Origin of the sequence: Prevotella sp. KH2C16, from assembly GCF_900113305.1 — a bacterium.
Lineage (GTDB): Bacteria > Bacteroidota > Bacteroidia > Bacteroidales > Bacteroidaceae > Prevotella.
Window position 1 is genome coordinate 158,922 of record NZ_FOOW01000005.1, and the last position, 16,135, is coordinate 175,056.

The following is a 16,135-nucleotide window of genomic DNA, read 5'->3' on the forward strand; positions in this document are numbered from 1 at the left end:
GTTCTTTTTTGTAAATTTGCGATGAATTATGCAGAAATACTTCAACGATTACGGCTCCTGGATTCGTTCTAAATTCCCGTTCAAGGTTCAGAAGATAGCCGTCGACGCGGGATTTTCCTGCCCCAACAGGGATGGGAGAATCTCCCGGGGAGGGTGTATCTACTGCGACAACCGCACCTTCAATCCCCCATATTGTAATCCCGGGAAAAGCGTCAGGAAGCAGATTCGGGAGGGAAAGGCCTTCTTCGGACGGAAATATCCCGACATGAAGTACATCGCATACTTCCAAGCCTTCACGAATACCTATGCTCCTGTTGGCGACTTAAAGCGCCTCTATGAGGAAGCCTTGCAAGATTCTGATGTTGTTGGGATTGTGATTGGTACACGCCCAGATTGTATTTCCGATGAGTTATTGGATTATCTGGCCGAACTAAACCATAGAACTTTCCTGGTTGTCGAGTATGGTATAGAGAGCGCGAACGATGAGACTCTCAGGCTGATAAACAGGGGACACAGCTTCAAATGCTGCGAGGAGGCCATCCGGAAGACACACGAGCGGGGTATCATTACGGGCGGACACATCATCCTCGGCCTGCCCGGAGAAGACGCCAATGAGTCATTAAGACAAGCCCCCATCATATCTTCTCTCCCACTCGACATCCTGAAGATTCATCAGATGCAGGTCGTCAGGGGAACACAGTTGGCAAGAATGTATGCCGAGCAGCCTTTCCACCTTTATACCGTGGAAGAATACATCGAACTCACAGCCCGGTATATTCAGTTTCTCAGAAAAGATTTAGTGCTGGAAAGATTTGTAAGTCAATCACCGCCCGACCTTCTGATAGCCCCGAAATGGGGTCTGAAGAACTATGAATTTACGAATTTACTGATGAATTACCTAAAGGCTAACGATATCCATCAAGGCATAATCTTGGAATAATCGTCCAAGGCGAGGAGCTCGGATACCGACAATCCCTTGTGCAGAATCATGAAATTGTCTATCACACGGGTATATTCGGTATTGAAAAAAGGCGTGCCCAAAGCCTGGTTGGCTACCCACATGACCTTTGCCATATGAAGGTCGTGCTCAAGCTGGGTGCGCTTCTCGTAGTCCTGAATCGGATAAAGACTTAGTAGATAGAATGTTACGCAGTCTGGAACGATGTACGACCGCGTCATAGATTCCCGCTGTTGATAGCTGTAATATTTCTCGTAGAGCGGATATTTCTCGCCCATATACTTGTCGAGACATATTCCGATGCTCTTGTCGCCGATGATGATACTCTGATCCAGGGCACCTATCTGTGCATAGACCCGCGGTATCGGAAGATTCGGAATCTGCTCTTTCAGATAGTCGAATGCCGCATTCAGTCCTTTATTCAAGTCGTCCATATTGGCATATTCGGCCTCCGTGTCGGAAATAAGAGCCAGCAATGTTGAATCCTGATAGAAACGAAGAAACTTGGAACTGATTTCGGGATCATTAACTTCGCCAATCTGGAGAACTTTTTCCAGCAAGGTCCGGGTCTCCACAGGAAATTCGGTATTCATCCTTTGCAAGGCTGAAAAATCACCGGTAGTGAGATAGCGGCTCTCCAAACGGTCATAACGCAGCACTTCAATGCGGGCGTTCTGATCTTCATCTTCATACGGCTTTAGCTTAAGCTCACAAGCCGTGAAAAGAAACAGGGTCATGAGAATGATAGTATAGAGCTTCTTCACTTTATGCCAACAATCTTTATTTTTACAGAGGCAAAAATACTAAAATATATTTTTTATTCCAAACTTTTTGCTAAAAAACTTAAATATTTTCATGAAAATTATCGCTTTAACTTAAAATCGTGAAAAATTCCGTATGGGTAAGTGGCCTGATTTAGCGTTTTCTCTTGCAAAGAGAAAGTTCAATGTCGGAGATTGTGCAAGGCAAGGGATGCGGATGGCAGCTCCACGAAATCGGCGAGATTGTCCTACAAAATCGCCGAAATCACCAGATAAAATCGCCGATTTTGTAAAGAAGAAAGCCGTCTTTTGGCTCAAGAAAAGGAGGATGCAGTCAGAAGATATGCGTTTCCCCCTATTATCTATAAGCAAGAATACAGAGACAAAAGATGCAGCCGGTTACATTATTTTATTAAAAAGCAGCTAACTTTTTTCATATATCAAGAATTCTTAGTACCTTTGCAATGTTTTTTAGACACAGGGAGTCCTGCATTCAAAAGCCCGTTTTGGAACACAACAAAGAAATAACTATAAGATTCAATTATGAGTAGACAAGTTGAAAAGATCAAGGACCTGATTGCCAAACGCGAACAGGCCCGCCTTGGAGGCGGCGAGAAAGCCATCGAGAAACAGCATGCCCGTGGAAAATATACTGCACGGGAAAGAATCGAGATGCTGGTCGACGACGGCAGTTTCGAGGAATATGACATGTTCAAACTGCACCGCTGCCATAACTTCGGCATGGAGAAGAAGCAATATTACGGCGACGGCGTGGTAGCTGGATCGGCAACCATCGACGGTCGTCTGGTGTATGTTTATGCCCAGGACTTTACCGTAAACGGCGGCTCGCTGTCAGAGACCATGGCACAGAAGATATGTAAAATCATGGATATGGCCATGACCATGGGGGCTCCGGTCATCTGTATGAACGACTCTGGAGGCGCCCGCATCCAGGAAGGCATCAATTCTCTTGCCGGCTATGGTGAGATTTTCGAGCGCAACATCCTTGCCAGCGGCGTGGTTCCCCAGATTTCCGCTATCCTCGGACCGTGTGCTGGAGGTGCCGTTTACTCCCCTGCCCTGACCGACTTCATCTTCATGAAAGAGCAGACCTCATATATGTTCCTCACCGGACCGAAGGTCGTAAAGACCGTAACGGGAGAGGATATCGACGCCGAGCATCTCGGCGGAGCAACCGTGCATGCCACGAAAAGCGGTGTTACCACCTTTACCGCGAAGACCGAAGAGGAATGTATGGAGATGATCAAGACTTTGCTCTCTTATATTCCGTCCAACAATATGGAGGAAGCTCCACGCGTGGAATGCAACGACCCGATAGACCGCAAGGACGATTTACTTAACGAAATCATCCCTGATGACCCGAATATGGCCTACGACATGTATAAAGTTATTACCGCCATTACGGACAACGGTGATTTCTTTGAGGTACAGCCCAAGTTCGCGAAAAACATTATCACCGGCTTTGCCCGCTTCAACGGACAAAGCGTCGGCATCGTTGCCAACCAGCCTTCGGCCTATGCAGGCGTTCTCGACACGAATGCATCTCGCAAGGGAGCACGCTTCGTACGCTTCTGCGATGCGTTCAACATCCCAATCGTAAGTCTCGTGGATGTACCGGGCTTCCTGCCTGGAACGGGTCAGGAGTATAATGCCGTCATCCTCCACGGGGCCCAGCTGCTCTATGCCTATGGGGAGGCTACCGTGCCGAAGATTACCATCACGCTTCGCAAGAGCTATGGCGGAAGCCATATTGTGATGGGATGCAAGCAGCTGCGTGCCGACTTGAACTTTGCATGGCCGACCTCTGAGATTGCCGTGATGGGAGCGTCTGGAGCTGTTGCGGTTCTCTCGGCCAAGGAAGCCAAGGCCAAGAAGGATGCCGGAGAAGATGTCAATGCCTTCCTTGCTGAAAAGGAAGAAGAGTATACAGAGCTCTTTGCAAATCCCTATCAGGCAGCACAATACGGTTATATAGACGATGTTATCGAGCCTCGCAATACCCGTTTCCGCATCTGCCGAGGCCTGGCTCACCTTGCGACGAAGAAGCAGAGTCTGCCGGCAAAGAAGCATGGCTGCATGCCAATGTAATCTGAAAGAATGAATATCAATTGAGAATTATGGATAAGAATATATATGCAGCCATTGCCATGGCTATATTCGAGTATCAGGGAAATAATGTGCACGACAAGGAAGCTGGGTTCATCACAATCAAACAACGCCCTACTCTTTGGAATGCAAAGTTCTTGAGTGTTACACCAAAACCATAAAGAGGAATGAAAGAATTTAAATATACTATCGGTGGCGAGGAATATAAAGTTGCCATTGGTGAAATCGACGAGAATAATATAGCCGAAGTTACCGTGAACGGAGAAAGCTACAAGGTGCAGATGGAGCAAACTGCCGAGCCGGAGAAGAAGAAGGTTGAGCTTGGCAAACCTGTTGCGGAAGAAACCGGGGAAACTTCTGCTTCCACGGCAAATGTAAACACAGCCAATGCTGTAAAGGCCCCACTTCCCGGCACTATCACAAGCATCGAGGTCAGTGTGGGTCAGGATGTGAAGGCTGGCGACACAGTAGTGGTTCTTGAAGCCATGAAAATGGCGAACAACATTGAAGCTGACAAGGACGGCAAGGTTACCGCTATCTGTGTAAAGCCGGGACAATCAGTCCTCGAGGAAGATGCTCTCGTTGTAATTGATTAAAATTTACGACAAAAGCAAAAATAAAAAGCAAAATACAAAAATTCTATAATAAAGCGCTCTCTTTTGTTTGAAAAACAACAAAAGTGGGCGCTTTCTCAAAAAAAAAATGTATCTTTGCATAACCAATTATAATTGATATGGCAAAGAAAATATTATTCATCAACCAGGAGATTAACCCTTTTGTACCAGAAACAGAAATGTCGGTTATGGGGCGTGAGCTCCCCCAGAAGGCACAAGAGGCGGGATTTGAGATTCGCAACTTTATGCCCAAATGGGGAACCATCAATGAGCGCCGCAACCAGTTGCACGAGGTTATCCGTCTCTCCGGGATGAATCTTATTATCAATGAGAGCGACCATACGCTGATTATCAAAGTGGCCTCTATCCCGACCTCTCGCATTCAAGTATATTTTATAGACAACGAAGACTATTTCTCGAAACGCCAAATGGAGAAGAATGAAGCTGGCGTTGAATATTCCGACAATGGTGAGCGTGCTATCTTCTATGCCCGTGGCGTGTTGGAGACCGTGAAGAAACTCCGTTGGGTTCCGGACTTGGTGGTATGCCACGGATGGATATCCGCCATTATTCCTTTCTATCTGAAGACGGCCTATAAAGATGAGCCATCGTTCGCTAACAGCAAGGTAGTTATGACTCTTTATGAGAAACAACTGGCGGAAAACTTGTCTGACAAATTCAAGGAGAGCCTGGAATTCCGCGATGCCAAATCCAACTTGCTAAAGAATTATAAAGATAAATTTGACTTTTTAGAATTAGGTAAACTCGCAATTGACTATAGTGATGGTGTCATCGAGGGTGGCAAGGATGTCAATGCAGAACTTCTCAGCTATGCAAAAAACAAAGAAATTCCCCTGCTTGGGTTCCCCGGTTATGATAACGCCGATGCCTATGCAGAGTTTTACAGGAGCCTCATAGGAGAAGAAAAATAGAAAGATTGCTTTTAGATATACACGAATTAATGAAACCAAGGTTTTTCGCAGGTCTTGTACTTGCTTCTTTCGTTTTCGCATCTTGCGACACAACAACAGATTCATTGGGTATTTCTATAACCGATACAGCCGATAATCTGACCATTAAGACTGATACTTTCACGGTAACGACACGCTCCCTGAAAGCCAATGCTGTTTTGTCTCGTACGACAACTGCCTATCTTGGCAAGGTTCGCGACCCGGAGACAGGAGCTTATATCACAGGCGACTGCATGATTCAGTTCCATAATCTGGAGAATTACGAGTTCCCCAAGAAAGAGAGCATACAGAGTCTGAAAGATGGGGAGGTCATTGCCGACTCGGTGGAAATCCGCCTCTATTATAACAATTTCTATGGAGATTCTCTTGAGGCAATGAAAATGAGCGTTCATGAACTCGACAAGCCTCTTGTCGATGGGAATTATTATACAGACTATGATATAGACGAAATGGGGTATCTCCGTAAGAATGGCCTGACTGCAGAGCTGCCTTATACGCTGGCAGACCTCAATGTTTCCGAAAGCCTCAGGGGAAAAAGCTCGTACCGAAAGAACATTCGCATAAACCTTGACAAGCCCTATACAGACAAGGAAGGTAACAGCTATAACAACTTTGGAACATATATTATGCGTACATACTATAAGACCCCGTCTTATTTTAAGAACGCATATACATTCATACAGAATGTGGTACCAGGCTTCTACTTCAAGACCGAAAGTGGTCTTAACTCCATGGCATATATTTCGGCAAGCCAATTGAATGTGTATTTCAGATACAATTACAAGGATAGCGTTTACACAGGAATTGCATCGTTTGCGGGTACAGAAGAAGTTTTACAGACAACACATTTCACAAATGACAATCATGTTATAGACCAATTGGTGGCTGATAACACTTGCTCCTACCTCAAATCTCCTGCCGGTATCTTCACAGAAATGACACTTCCAATAGACGAGATTGTAAGGGGACACGAGAATGATTCCATCAATTCGGCCAAGATTGTCCTAAACCGTATTAATAATTCTGTGAATGATGAATATTCGCTCAATGCCCCGTCGACAATATTAATGATACCCAAGGCGCAACTCCAGTCTTTCTTTGAGAGCAATAGCCTGCCTGACTATAAGTCATCGTTTCTCGCCACATACACAAGCAGTACCAATACATATACTTTTAACAATATCTCGGGCATGATTAGCTATATGGACAAACACCGTACGGGAGACGACTGGAACAAAGCGGTATTAATCCCTGTGAATGCCGCATATACGACCGTGAATTCATCGACGATCCTTACGAGTGTAACGCATGACATGTCGCTTACGAGTACGAAATTAGTGGGCGGGCTTAATAATCCTGGCTCTCCAATAAAGATTGGTATAATTTACTCTAAATTCAAGTAAATGGCAGATAACTTTTTGGAACGCCATAGGGACGACTATGAAGCCCGGAAAGCCAAATGGTTACTCCGAAAAAGAAGTCCTTATAAAACAAGAAGGAAATTGGAAAGACCCGAAGATGAAAGTTTATAGACAACGATGGCATCCTCACATAAAGAGGATGCCATCGTTGCTTTCAATCAAGAAATAACCTTGAACTTCGCAAATTTCAGCAACAATTGTTTGGTTCCAGTATTTTGGAATTCCACGGTAGCTTTTGTGTTTTCTCCCGTCCCTTCAATTTTAATAATCCTTCCGAGCCCAAAACGCTGGTGCTCAATCATAATTCCTTCTCTCAAAGATGTCATATTAGGTAGCGAGGGCTCATCCTCTATTTTCCTGCCTCCGTTAGAAATCGCGGCAGTAACCCTTTTTAAATTTCCGCCATTGCGGGACAATCGTTGTTTAAAGGATTCTGACAAAGGATCAATAGCTACCTCTGGTTGATGCGGGGATGTGATTTTCTGTTTGGGATCTGCCATAAACTGTCCTGCGACAGGTCTGGAATTTTGCCATCTTTCAGATCTTCTCGGATAGGGTGCATTTAGTTCGTCATCTGCATTCCAAGGCATCCTTTTATGCCTTTCCCACTTAGAATCCTTGTCGGAAACAGAAGCTCCCTCTATGTTTATGAACCTTGAATCAATGTCTTTAAGGAACCTACTTGGTGTGTCAAATTCCATTTTCCCATATCTAAAGCGGTTTTTGGCACAGGTCAAGATGCAATGTCGCTCGGCTCGCGTTATGGCAACATAGAGGAGCCTCCGTTCTTCTTCTAATTCACGGAGATTATTAGCCGCCATCGGGCTCGGGAAAATATTTTCCTCCATTCCTACTATGAATACCGTAGGGAACTCAAGACCCTTTGCAGAGTGTATGGTCATTAATGTAACCTTACTTGTTTCCCCATCATCGCTGTCAAGGTCGGAAAGCAATGCCACTTCTTGCAGGAAATCGGGAAGATACACCTCGTGTTCCCTTCCCTCTTCTCTTCTCCCTTCAACAAAGTCATTCATCCCATTTAAGAACTCCTCAAGATTCTCTTGTCTGGATACTCCCTCCGGATCTGAATTGGAATATATGTCTGCGTTGATACCGCTTACGGAAATAATCTCTTTCCCTAACTCATAGGCATCGCTGATGTCCAGCTTCTGGATAAAGGTTGTTATCATGTCTCGGAACCCGTCGATTTTCGACAGAGTCCCCTTGTTGAAATTCAACTTATATACTGACGGGGAATTGATTATACCCCAGAGACTCATTGAATTTTGCTGAGCCGATTCAATAATTTTTTGTATTGTTGCATTGCCTATTCCTCTTGCAGGATAATTAACAATTCGTTTAAAGGCCTCTTCATCATTGGGATTTACTATCAGGCGAAAGTATGCAACGATATCTTTTATTTCCTTCCGTTGATAGAAGCTGAGTCCTCCATAGATGCGATAAGGAATTCCATGCTTCCGCATTTCTTCTTCAAAAGGTCGACTCTGTGCATTAGTCCTGTACAAGATGGCAAAGTCTGAGTATTCACATTCTTCCTGTCTCTTAATCTTTTGGATGTCCTTCACGACAACGGCGGCTTCCTCACGGTCGCTATAGACAGGTTTTAGGAGAAGTTTTTCCCCCTCTTCATTTTCACTATACACATCCTTGTCTATCTGCTGTTGATTATGCTTCATCAGGCTATTGGCTGCCTGAACGATTCTCTGGGTCGAACGATAGTTTTGCTCCAGTTTGAAGAGTTGGGAATTTTTATATATTTTCTGGAAATCAAGTATGTTGTCAATGTTGGCACCACGAAAACCATAGATACTCTGATAGTCATCTCCGACAACACATACCTTCTGACTCTCTTTTGTCAGAAGCCATACTATTTGCTGCTGCACATAGTTGGTATCCTGATACTCATCAACCAATACATATTGGAATCGCTCCGCATACTTCTCCCGGATGGATTGATGCTCCCGGAAAAGCGTGAATGTATTCGTCAATAAATCATCAAAGTCCATGGCGTTGGCTTGCTGAAGTCGATTTTGATATATTGAATAGATTCTATATATCTCCGACATATTGGCCCGCTTGTCCTGCTCCAGCATATCCCTGTCGTCAGCGTATTGTTGGGCAAGGCACAGATGATTTTTTGCCATGGAAATGCGATGATGCACCGAAGCCGGCTTATATGCCTTGTCATCCAGCTGCATTTCTTTGATAATAGCCTTCAAGAGTGAGCGGCTATCCGTTTCGTCATATATGGTAAACGCCGGCGTATAGCCCAGCAAGCCTGCCTCCCGCCTGAGAATCCTGGAAAAAATCGAATGAAAGGTGCCCATCCACAACTCGCGTGCCTGGCTGTTTCCCACAAGGCTGCCTATACGCTCTTTCATCTCATTTGCTGCCTTGTTCGTAAAAGTGAGGGCAAGGATATTCCAAGGATTCATGCCTTTTTGCAGGAGGTATGCTATCTTATAGGTCAATACACGGGTTTTCCCGGAGCCTGCGCCCGCAATCACAAGCTCTGGCCCATCGCAGTATTCCACAGCCTTGCGCTGACTTTCATTCAATTGGGCGAGTATGTTTTCCGTCATTATTCACTTATTTTTTATTACGATATATACCACCAGATACCGTTTTGGTATCTATGTCTTCGCCCTCTTTGGGGAATGAGGGTATGAATTTCATCTCCCGTTCTATACGACGCTGCCTTTGCCTCATGTATGCACTTGGATACTTAGAAGAGAACTTTCGTGGATTGGGAAGGGTTGCGGCAATTAATGCACATTCGGCCCTGGATAGTTCTTTGGCTGTTTTCCCGAAATGATGCGCTGCGCATGCCTCAACTCCATAGATACAATCCCCCATTTCTATGGAATTCAGATAAACTTCCATAATGCGTTGCTTGCTCCATATCAGCTCGATGAGTGCCGTGAAATAAACCTCAAATCCTTTTCTGACCCAACTCCGACCCGGCCACAAAAAGACATTCTTGGCCGTCTGTTGCGAAATCGTACTTGCCCCGTGCATCTTAGTGGCTGTGCTCTTAAGATTATGCGCGGCAGCTTTTTCTATTGCATTATAGTCAAAGCCATGATGCAATAGAAACCTTTGGTCTTCACTTGCCATTACGGCAACAGGCATATGCTGCGAGATCTTATCCATGGAAACCCAGTGATGGTGGATTGTAAGGCTTCTGTTTTCCACACATCGCATAAGCATCAGCGGAGTTAGATAGACGGGAATAAATCGGTAGGCAACCACAGCTGCTATTGTGGAAGCAAAGAAGAGAGCTATTATCCAACGAAGGGTCTTGCGTATCAACCTCATTTCTACAGAAAGAGGGATGCATACTCCGGCTGATATGCATCCCTGTTTTGGTTTAATTCATGAATTTTATAACACTTTATTTCAATGTGCCGGCATTGGCGGCCTCGACCATGGCCGGAGAAGCATACATATAGACTTCCACACGACGATTCTGCTGTCTGCCAGCCGAGGTGGAATTGTCTGCCACAGGCTCTGAACTGCCCTTGCCTTCAATATTCTTGAACTGAGAAGAAGGAACTCCACAGCTCTTCAGATAGGTTACCACACTCTGAGCGCGACTGTTGGACAATGGGAGGTTAATGCCGTCATTACCCGTAGAATCCGTGTGTCCATAAATATCAACATGGCAATCGGTATTGTTCTTCAGCACTCCTGCGAACTTAGCGAGATCGTTTTTAGACTTTGCGTTCAAGGCTGCCTTGTTAGTAGCGAACAAGATACCGCTGTCAAATGTTACTTTAACGGCAGCCAAACCGTTTACATCAGTTACCTCTTCCACCTTGGCATTCTGGACCTGAGCAGCAGTCTCTTGTGCCACTTTGTCCATGTGGCGACCGATCAGCGTACCCGCACCTGCGCCCAAGGCGCCTCCGATAGCTGCGCCAATGGCCGTAGCCTTAGAATCCTTACCAATGATATTACCGAGAATACCACCCAGAACGGCACCGCCTCCGGCACCGGCAAGAGTTCCCGTACCCTGTTTTGTTGCGCAAGAAGAAACTCCACTCATTACGGTCAGGAATGCCAGACCCAATGTCATTAACTTTAATTTTCTCATAATCTATTTATTAATCTTAAATGTTTATATAATCATACTTGAATCTCTTGCAAAGATAATTCTTTTTTCCTCATAATGGCCGTTTTACCAACTTTTTTTAGTACTTTTGCTGCAAAATTAGAGATTCTGGGAATCTCAGAGCAGGGATTTTGCCTAAAGAGTGATAGGCATTTCCCTAAAAGCAGCAAAATAACGACTAAAAATAATTATGGCAAAAGAATTGAAAGAGCTTACCAAGCGTGCTGCCAACTATAGCCAGTGGTATAACGACTTGGTAGTAAAGGCAGACCTCGCCGAGCAGTCTGCCGTCCGCGGGTGCATGGTCATCAAGCCATACGGCTATGCCATCTGGGAGAAAATGCAGGCGCAACTTGACAAGATGTTTAAGGAAACCGGTGTTCAGAACGCCTATTTCCCATTGCTAATCCCCAAGTCATTCCTCTCGCGAGAGGCTGAACATGTGAAAGGATTTGCCAAGGAGTGTGCCGTGGTAACCCACTATCGCCTCAAGGCTGATGAAAACGGCAATGGCGTCGTGGTCGATCCCGAGGCTAAGCTGGAAGAGGAACTCATCGTACGACCTACCTCTGAGACTATCATTTGGAACACTTATAGGAACTGGATACACTCTTATCGCGACCTTCCACTCATGTGCAACCAGTGGTGTAATGTCATGCGCTGGGAGATGCGCACCCGTCCCTTCCTCCGCACATCAGAGTTCCTTTGGCAGGAAGGCCATACAGCTCATGCCACTCGTGAAGAGGCAGAGGCTGAAGCACAGAAGATGCTGCGCGTATATGCCGACTTTGCGGAGAAATGGATGGGCGTTCCTGTAATTCAGGGGGTAAAAAGTGAGAGCGAAAGATTTGCCGGAGCTCTTGACACTTACACCATCGAGGCCATGATGCAGGACGGCAAGGCACTCCAGAGCGGGACATCCCACTTCCTCGGCCAGAACTTTGCAAAATCTTTTGATGTAACATTCCTGAACAAGGAGAACAAGCCTGAGTATGTGTGGGCTACCTCGTGGGGTGTATCGACACGACTCATCGGAGCCCTCATCATGACCCATTCTGACGACAACGGACTGGTGCTTCCTCCACGGTTGGCTCCGATTCAGGTAGTCATCGTGCCTATCACCAAGGGCGAGGAACAGCTGAGGGCGATTACCGAGAAGCTGGCTCCGGTCATCGATGGCCTGCGTGCAGCAGGTATCAGCGTGAAATATGACGACTCTGACAATAAACGACCGGGTTTTAAATTCGCAGACTACGAATTGAAAGGCGTCCCCGTCCGGCTCGTAATGGGTGGGCGCGACCTCGAAAACAATACCATTGAGATTATGCGCCGCGACACCCTTGAGAAAGAAAGCGTGCCTTTTGAAGGCATTGTCGAGCGCGTAGAGAATCTCCTTGAGGACATTCAACAGAATATATTCGAGAAGGCCCGCATCTATCGTGATGCGCACATCTACGAATGCGACGACTATGAGGAATTCAAGGAGCGCATTCAAGATGGTGGATTCTTCCTTTGCCACTGGGACGGGACTGCTGAGACCGAGGCGAAAATCAAAGAAGAAACACAAGCCACTATCCGCTGCGTCCCTTATGGCTTTGAACAGACACCGGGAGTAGACATGGTTACAGGCAAGCCCAGCAAGGCGCGCGTTATCATCGCCCGCAGCTATTAATCTGCCTGCCTGCGCCCCCACCGGGCATCCGTCAAGGCCTTTTGTCCTGCTAAGTATTGGCTACTTACATGGCGGAAGGCCATGGCTTATATTATGAAATCCGTCGCCACGATGAGGTCTTGCCCTCTCCCTGCAGCTAACAGCCGTTAAGAGGATGACAAAATCGGCGATTTTGTCATTCGTTTTCGGCGATTTTGTTCGACAAAATCGCCGAGATTGTCAGACTGTCAGCCGCCTCTGCCGTCTGTTCGGAGAAAGGCCTTTTGAGGCTTGCATGGTTTCTGGAACCATTATCACCAACTTATGGCATGGTTTTTGCTGTAATTGAGGTGTGAGAAAAAGGGATGCCGCTTAACATTTTTTATGCAAAAATAAATGCAATATGCCGAACAATGTATCGGTATTTTTTGTAATTTTGCAATGTTTTTCGGTAATGTCAACCAGAATAAACTGATTATCAAGTTGTTAGAAAGGATAAGCTATACAAGATGAGACAATTAAAGATTCAAAAGAGTATTACGAATCGTTCAAGTGAAGCCCTGGATAAGTATCTGGTGGAGATAGGACGAGCACCTCTCATTTCAATTGACGAAGAAATAGAATTAGCCCAAAAGATAAAGAAAGGAGGACCGGAAGGCGAACGGGCAAAAGACAAGCTGGTAACGGCCAACTTGCGCTTTGTTGTCTCCGTGGCAAAACAATATCAGCATCAAGGCCTTACCCTCACCGACCTTATAGACGAAGGAAACATCGGTTTGATAAAGGCTGCCCAGAAGTTTGATGAAACTCGCGGTTTCAAGTTTATCTCCTATGCTGTTTGGTGGATTCGTCAGAGCATCCTCCAGGCCATTGCCGAGCAGAGTCGCATCGTTCGCCTGCCATTGAATCAGGTAGGGTCCCTGAACAAAATCAACCACGAGATCAATAAGTTTGAACAAGAGAACCAGCGCCATCCCTCAGTCGGTGAACTTGCCGATGCTACAAATATCGATGAAGAGAAGATTGGACAGAGCCTGATGGCCGACGGCCACCATGTAAGTATTGATGCGCCTTTCCAAGACGGGGAAGACAACTGCATGCTCGATGTGATGCCTTCTGGTGATGACAGCCGTACGGACAGACAGGTCGACCATGAGAGTATGGCCATGGAGCTGAATCAAGTATTAGTCAAGGTGCTGAAAGATCGCGAGATAACGATTATCCGCGAATGCTTCGGCATTGGCTGCCACGAGAAGGGCTTGGAGGAAATTGGCGATCAACTCGGGCTTACTCGTGAGCGAGTGCGCCAGATTCGCGAGAAAAGCATAGCAAAGCTTCGCGACAGTGGCAATGCTAAGATTCTGATGAAATACCTCGGATAAGTTCATAGGTAGTCGAAAATATCTCCTCGTTTCTGTTGCAGGAACGGGGATTTTTGTTACCTTTGTAAATGATGCGCATGGCAAAATACATATTTTTATTAGCCGTTACATGCTTGTTTCAAGTGGTAAGAGCTGACAATGAGGAAAAGAATGACACCCTCATGCTGAGCCGTGTGTTCAACTATATATCTACTGTCGACACTGCGGAATTGAACGGCACTACCACCTACTCATATATAAAGAGCAAGTTCGAGGTGGAGAGACGGAACATCGCACTCCTCCCCGTTCCGTCAATGTACCGCGTAGCCCATGGTCCCCGGCGGAAATACATCAGCGAAAGCTATTACCGCTCCATCCATCACAATATGGAAAACGAGGAGGTGAAGAGAATGGTTTTCCTCACAACGATTCCTCATCACAAGATAGCCTTGCCTACAATAGGCAAGTTTCTGAGACCCAAAATATATTCGGAGACGATAATCGAAGATTACATCCTGTCCCCCTTCTGCCGCACAAACAAGCGTTTTTATAAATACAATGTGATCTTTCTACCCCAGAACAAGGTGAACATCTACTTTCAGCCAAGGATAGAGAATACCCAGTTAGTCAAAGGCTCTGTGGTGGTAGACTCCGTTTCCGGTCGCATCATAAGTGGATATATGAATGGGGAATACGACATGGTATCATTTCATCTGACGCTTAAGATGGGTGATAAAGGCGCAAAATCATTCTATCCTGTAAGCTGCGACCTGATGGCTAAGTTTGAGTTCATCGGGAATAGGATTGCTGCAAGATTTTCAGCTTCTTATGATCTGACAAAGGTTATAGACGACCACACCAGCGAAGCAGAGGACATGCAACTGATGTCTCGGCTGCGGACGAAAGAGCTAAGGCCTGAAGAGATTGAAGTATATAGAGAGTTCTATGGTGATTCTGTACAAAGAAATATTGAGGAAACGAAGAAAGAACGCAGCTGGGCCAAACGCGTATTCTGGGATACCATTGGAGAGCATTTGCTGCAAAAGACGACTGGCTATTATGGAACGAACGACCAAGGCTATGTCAGGATAAATCCTCTCTTCAACCCGCTCTATATGGGTTATAGCAGGAGAAAAGGTTTTTATTACAAGTTTGATATCCGAACAACCTTCTCCTTTTCTGAAAACAGTTTCCTGTTTGCCAGATTCAAAGCTGGATATTCCTTCAAACAGAAGCAGTTCTATTATCAAATTCCCATTGAATACCATTACAATCGCAGGAAACATGGATACATAGAGCTCTTCATTGGTAATGGGAACTGGATAAAGAATGCTGCTGCACGGGAAAACGCTCTTGCCAACTTGTCTAAAGAAACAGAAAGTTTTAATATTGAGCGGATGGAGTTTTTCAAAGACTTCCAGCTGAAACTATTGAACAACTACGATGTCTCCGATAAGCTAAGTTTTCAAGTTGGCCTCATTGCACACCATAGAGATGCGGTAGAGAAATATGCTTATAGAAAAGCCGGAGTGCCCGTTTCATATAGATCTGTTGCACCCATGCTGGAAGTTAGCCTGCGTCCTATGGGTTGGAAAGGTCCTATCTTGAATCTCGATTGGGAACGCTCAATTAAGGGATTCATGAATGCAGATATGGCTTATGAACGCTGGGAGGCCGACTTACAGTATATTTTCCGCATACACCGATTGAGAAACCTCTCGTTCAGAGGTGGCTTCGGCCTATATACACTCATTGACGGAAGCAAATACTTTCTTGACTATACTAATTTCAGGGACAACAATATTCCGGGTGGATGGAACGATGAGTGGACTGGTGAATTTGAACTCCTGTCCAGTGATCAGTATAATCTTTCAAGATATTATGTTCGCTCCAACCTAACCTATGAGTGTCCCCTGCTCTTTTTAAGCTGGATGCCGCTTGTCGGGCATTTCATAGAAAAAGAGCGTCTTTATGGCAGTGCCTTGATCGTGCCCCATCTACACCCCTATACGGAATTCGGCTATGGATTTACGACAAGATGGGTGTCTGTGGCCATCTTCTCGGCATTTAGGAATGGTAAGTATGACGGTCTTGGAGCAAAAATCGGCTTGGAACTATTTAGACAATGGTAAATAT

At 45.6% G+C, this 16,135-nt stretch carries 15 protein-coding genes; 11 read left to right on the forward strand and 4 right to left on the reverse strand.

The genetic code is table 11. The annotated features are described in order from the left end of the window. Positions 1 to 28: 28 nt before the first annotated feature. Positions 29 to 940 (forward strand): tRNA modification radical SAM protein MnmL/YtqA, encoded by a 912-nt coding sequence (locus tag BM114_RS05455; RefSeq protein WP_092111208.1) that lies wholly within the window; start codon positions 29 to 31, stop codon positions 938 to 940. Here the strand turns inward: BM114_RS05455 and BM114_RS05460 are convergent. Then, positions 919 to 1,722, reverse strand: coding sequence for a gliding motility protein GldB-related protein (locus tag BM114_RS05460; protein WP_092111210.1), 804 nt, complete (start codon positions 1,720 to 1,722; stop codon positions 919 to 921). The genes BM114_RS05455 and BM114_RS05460 overlap by 22 nt on opposite strands. A gap of 133 nt (positions 1,723 to 1,855) precedes the next feature. Here BM114_RS05460 and BM114_RS05465 point away from each other — a divergent pair, with 133 nt between their 5' ends. The 7 genes from BM114_RS05465 (at position 1,856) to BM114_RS14600 (ending at position 6,963) form a co-directional block, all read left to right on the forward strand. Next, complete coding sequence (locus tag BM114_RS05465; protein WP_092111212.1) at positions 1,856 to 2,146, forward strand: hypothetical protein; 291 nt, start codon at positions 1,856 to 1,858, stop codon at positions 2,144 to 2,146. Between the two features lie 116 nt (positions 2,147 to 2,262). Then, complete coding sequence (locus BM114_RS05470) at positions 2,263 to 3,828, forward strand: acyl-CoA carboxylase subunit beta (RefSeq protein WP_092111214.1); 1,566 nt, start codon at positions 2,263 to 2,265, stop codon at positions 3,826 to 3,828. 29 nt (positions 3,829 to 3,857) lie between these two features. After that, positions 3,858 to 4,007 carry a hypothetical protein gene (locus BM114_RS14295; protein ID WP_177207052.1) on the forward strand — a complete coding sequence of 50 codons (150 nt, stop codon included), beginning with the start codon at positions 3,858 to 3,860 and terminating at the stop codon, positions 4,005 to 4,007. Positions 4,008 to 4,013: 6 nt separating this feature from the next. After that, on the forward strand, positions 4,014 to 4,442 hold the full coding sequence (locus BM114_RS05475) for a biotin/lipoyl-containing protein (RefSeq protein WP_092111216.1): 429 nt from the start codon (positions 4,014 to 4,016) through the stop codon (positions 4,440 to 4,442). Between the two features lie 137 nt (positions 4,443 to 4,579). Beyond that, a complete protein-coding gene (locus BM114_RS05480) occupies positions 4,580 to 5,392 on the forward strand; it encodes a glycogen/starch synthase (RefSeq protein ID WP_092111218.1) in 813 nt (270 codons plus the stop codon). A gap of 104 nt (positions 5,393 to 5,496) precedes the next feature. Then, on the forward strand, positions 5,497 to 6,834 hold the full coding sequence (locus tag BM114_RS05485; RefSeq protein ID WP_369808398.1) for a DUF4270 domain-containing protein: 1,338 nt from the start codon (positions 5,497 to 5,499) through the stop codon (positions 6,832 to 6,834). Continuing rightward, complete coding sequence (locus BM114_RS14600) at positions 6,835 to 6,963, forward strand: dehydrogenase (protein WP_092111222.1); 129 nt, start codon at positions 6,835 to 6,837, stop codon at positions 6,961 to 6,963. It begins immediately after the preceding gene. A gap of 47 nt (positions 6,964 to 7,010) precedes the next feature. Here BM114_RS14600 and BM114_RS05495 read toward each other — a convergent pair whose 3' ends face one another. The 3 genes from BM114_RS05495 to BM114_RS05505 all read right to left on the reverse strand — a co-directional run bounded on the left by BM114_RS05495 (position 7,011) and on the right by BM114_RS05505 (position 10,969). Next, complete coding sequence (locus tag BM114_RS05495; protein WP_092111224.1) at positions 7,011 to 9,455, reverse strand: ATP-dependent helicase; 2,445 nt, start codon at positions 9,453 to 9,455, stop codon at positions 7,011 to 7,013. A 7-nt stretch (positions 9,456 to 9,462) separates the two neighbouring features. Next, the gene (gene mtgA, locus BM114_RS05500) at positions 9,463 to 10,191 is read right to left on the reverse strand and encodes a monofunctional biosynthetic peptidoglycan transglycosylase (protein ID WP_092111226.1); all 729 of its coding nucleotides are present in this window, start codon (positions 10,189 to 10,191) and stop codon (positions 9,463 to 9,465) included. A gap of 76 nt (positions 10,192 to 10,267) precedes the next feature. Further along, a complete protein-coding gene (locus tag BM114_RS05505; protein ID WP_092111228.1) occupies positions 10,268 to 10,969 on the reverse strand; it encodes a YiaD family glycine zipper/OmpA-like lipoprotein in 702 nt (233 codons plus the stop codon). A 208-nt stretch (positions 10,970 to 11,177) separates the two neighbouring features. On the opposite strand from BM114_RS05505, the gene proS reads away from it, so the two are divergent. From proS to BM114_RS05520, 3 genes are all read left to right on the forward strand, one after another. Beyond that, a complete protein-coding gene (gene proS, locus BM114_RS05510; RefSeq protein ID WP_092111230.1) occupies positions 11,178 to 12,659 on the forward strand; it encodes a proline--tRNA ligase in 1,482 nt (493 codons plus the stop codon). Between the two features lie 488 nt (positions 12,660 to 13,147). Then, positions 13,148 to 14,020, forward strand: a complete 873-nt coding sequence (locus BM114_RS05515) for a sigma-70 family RNA polymerase sigma factor (RefSeq protein WP_092111232.1) — start codon at positions 13,148 to 13,150, stop codon at positions 14,018 to 14,020. A gap of 77 nt (positions 14,021 to 14,097) precedes the next feature. Beyond that, complete coding sequence (locus tag BM114_RS05520) at positions 14,098 to 16,131, forward strand: DUF5686 family protein (RefSeq protein WP_143089256.1); 2,034 nt, start codon at positions 14,098 to 14,100, stop codon at positions 16,129 to 16,131. Positions 16,132 to 16,135 lie beyond the last annotated feature (4 nt).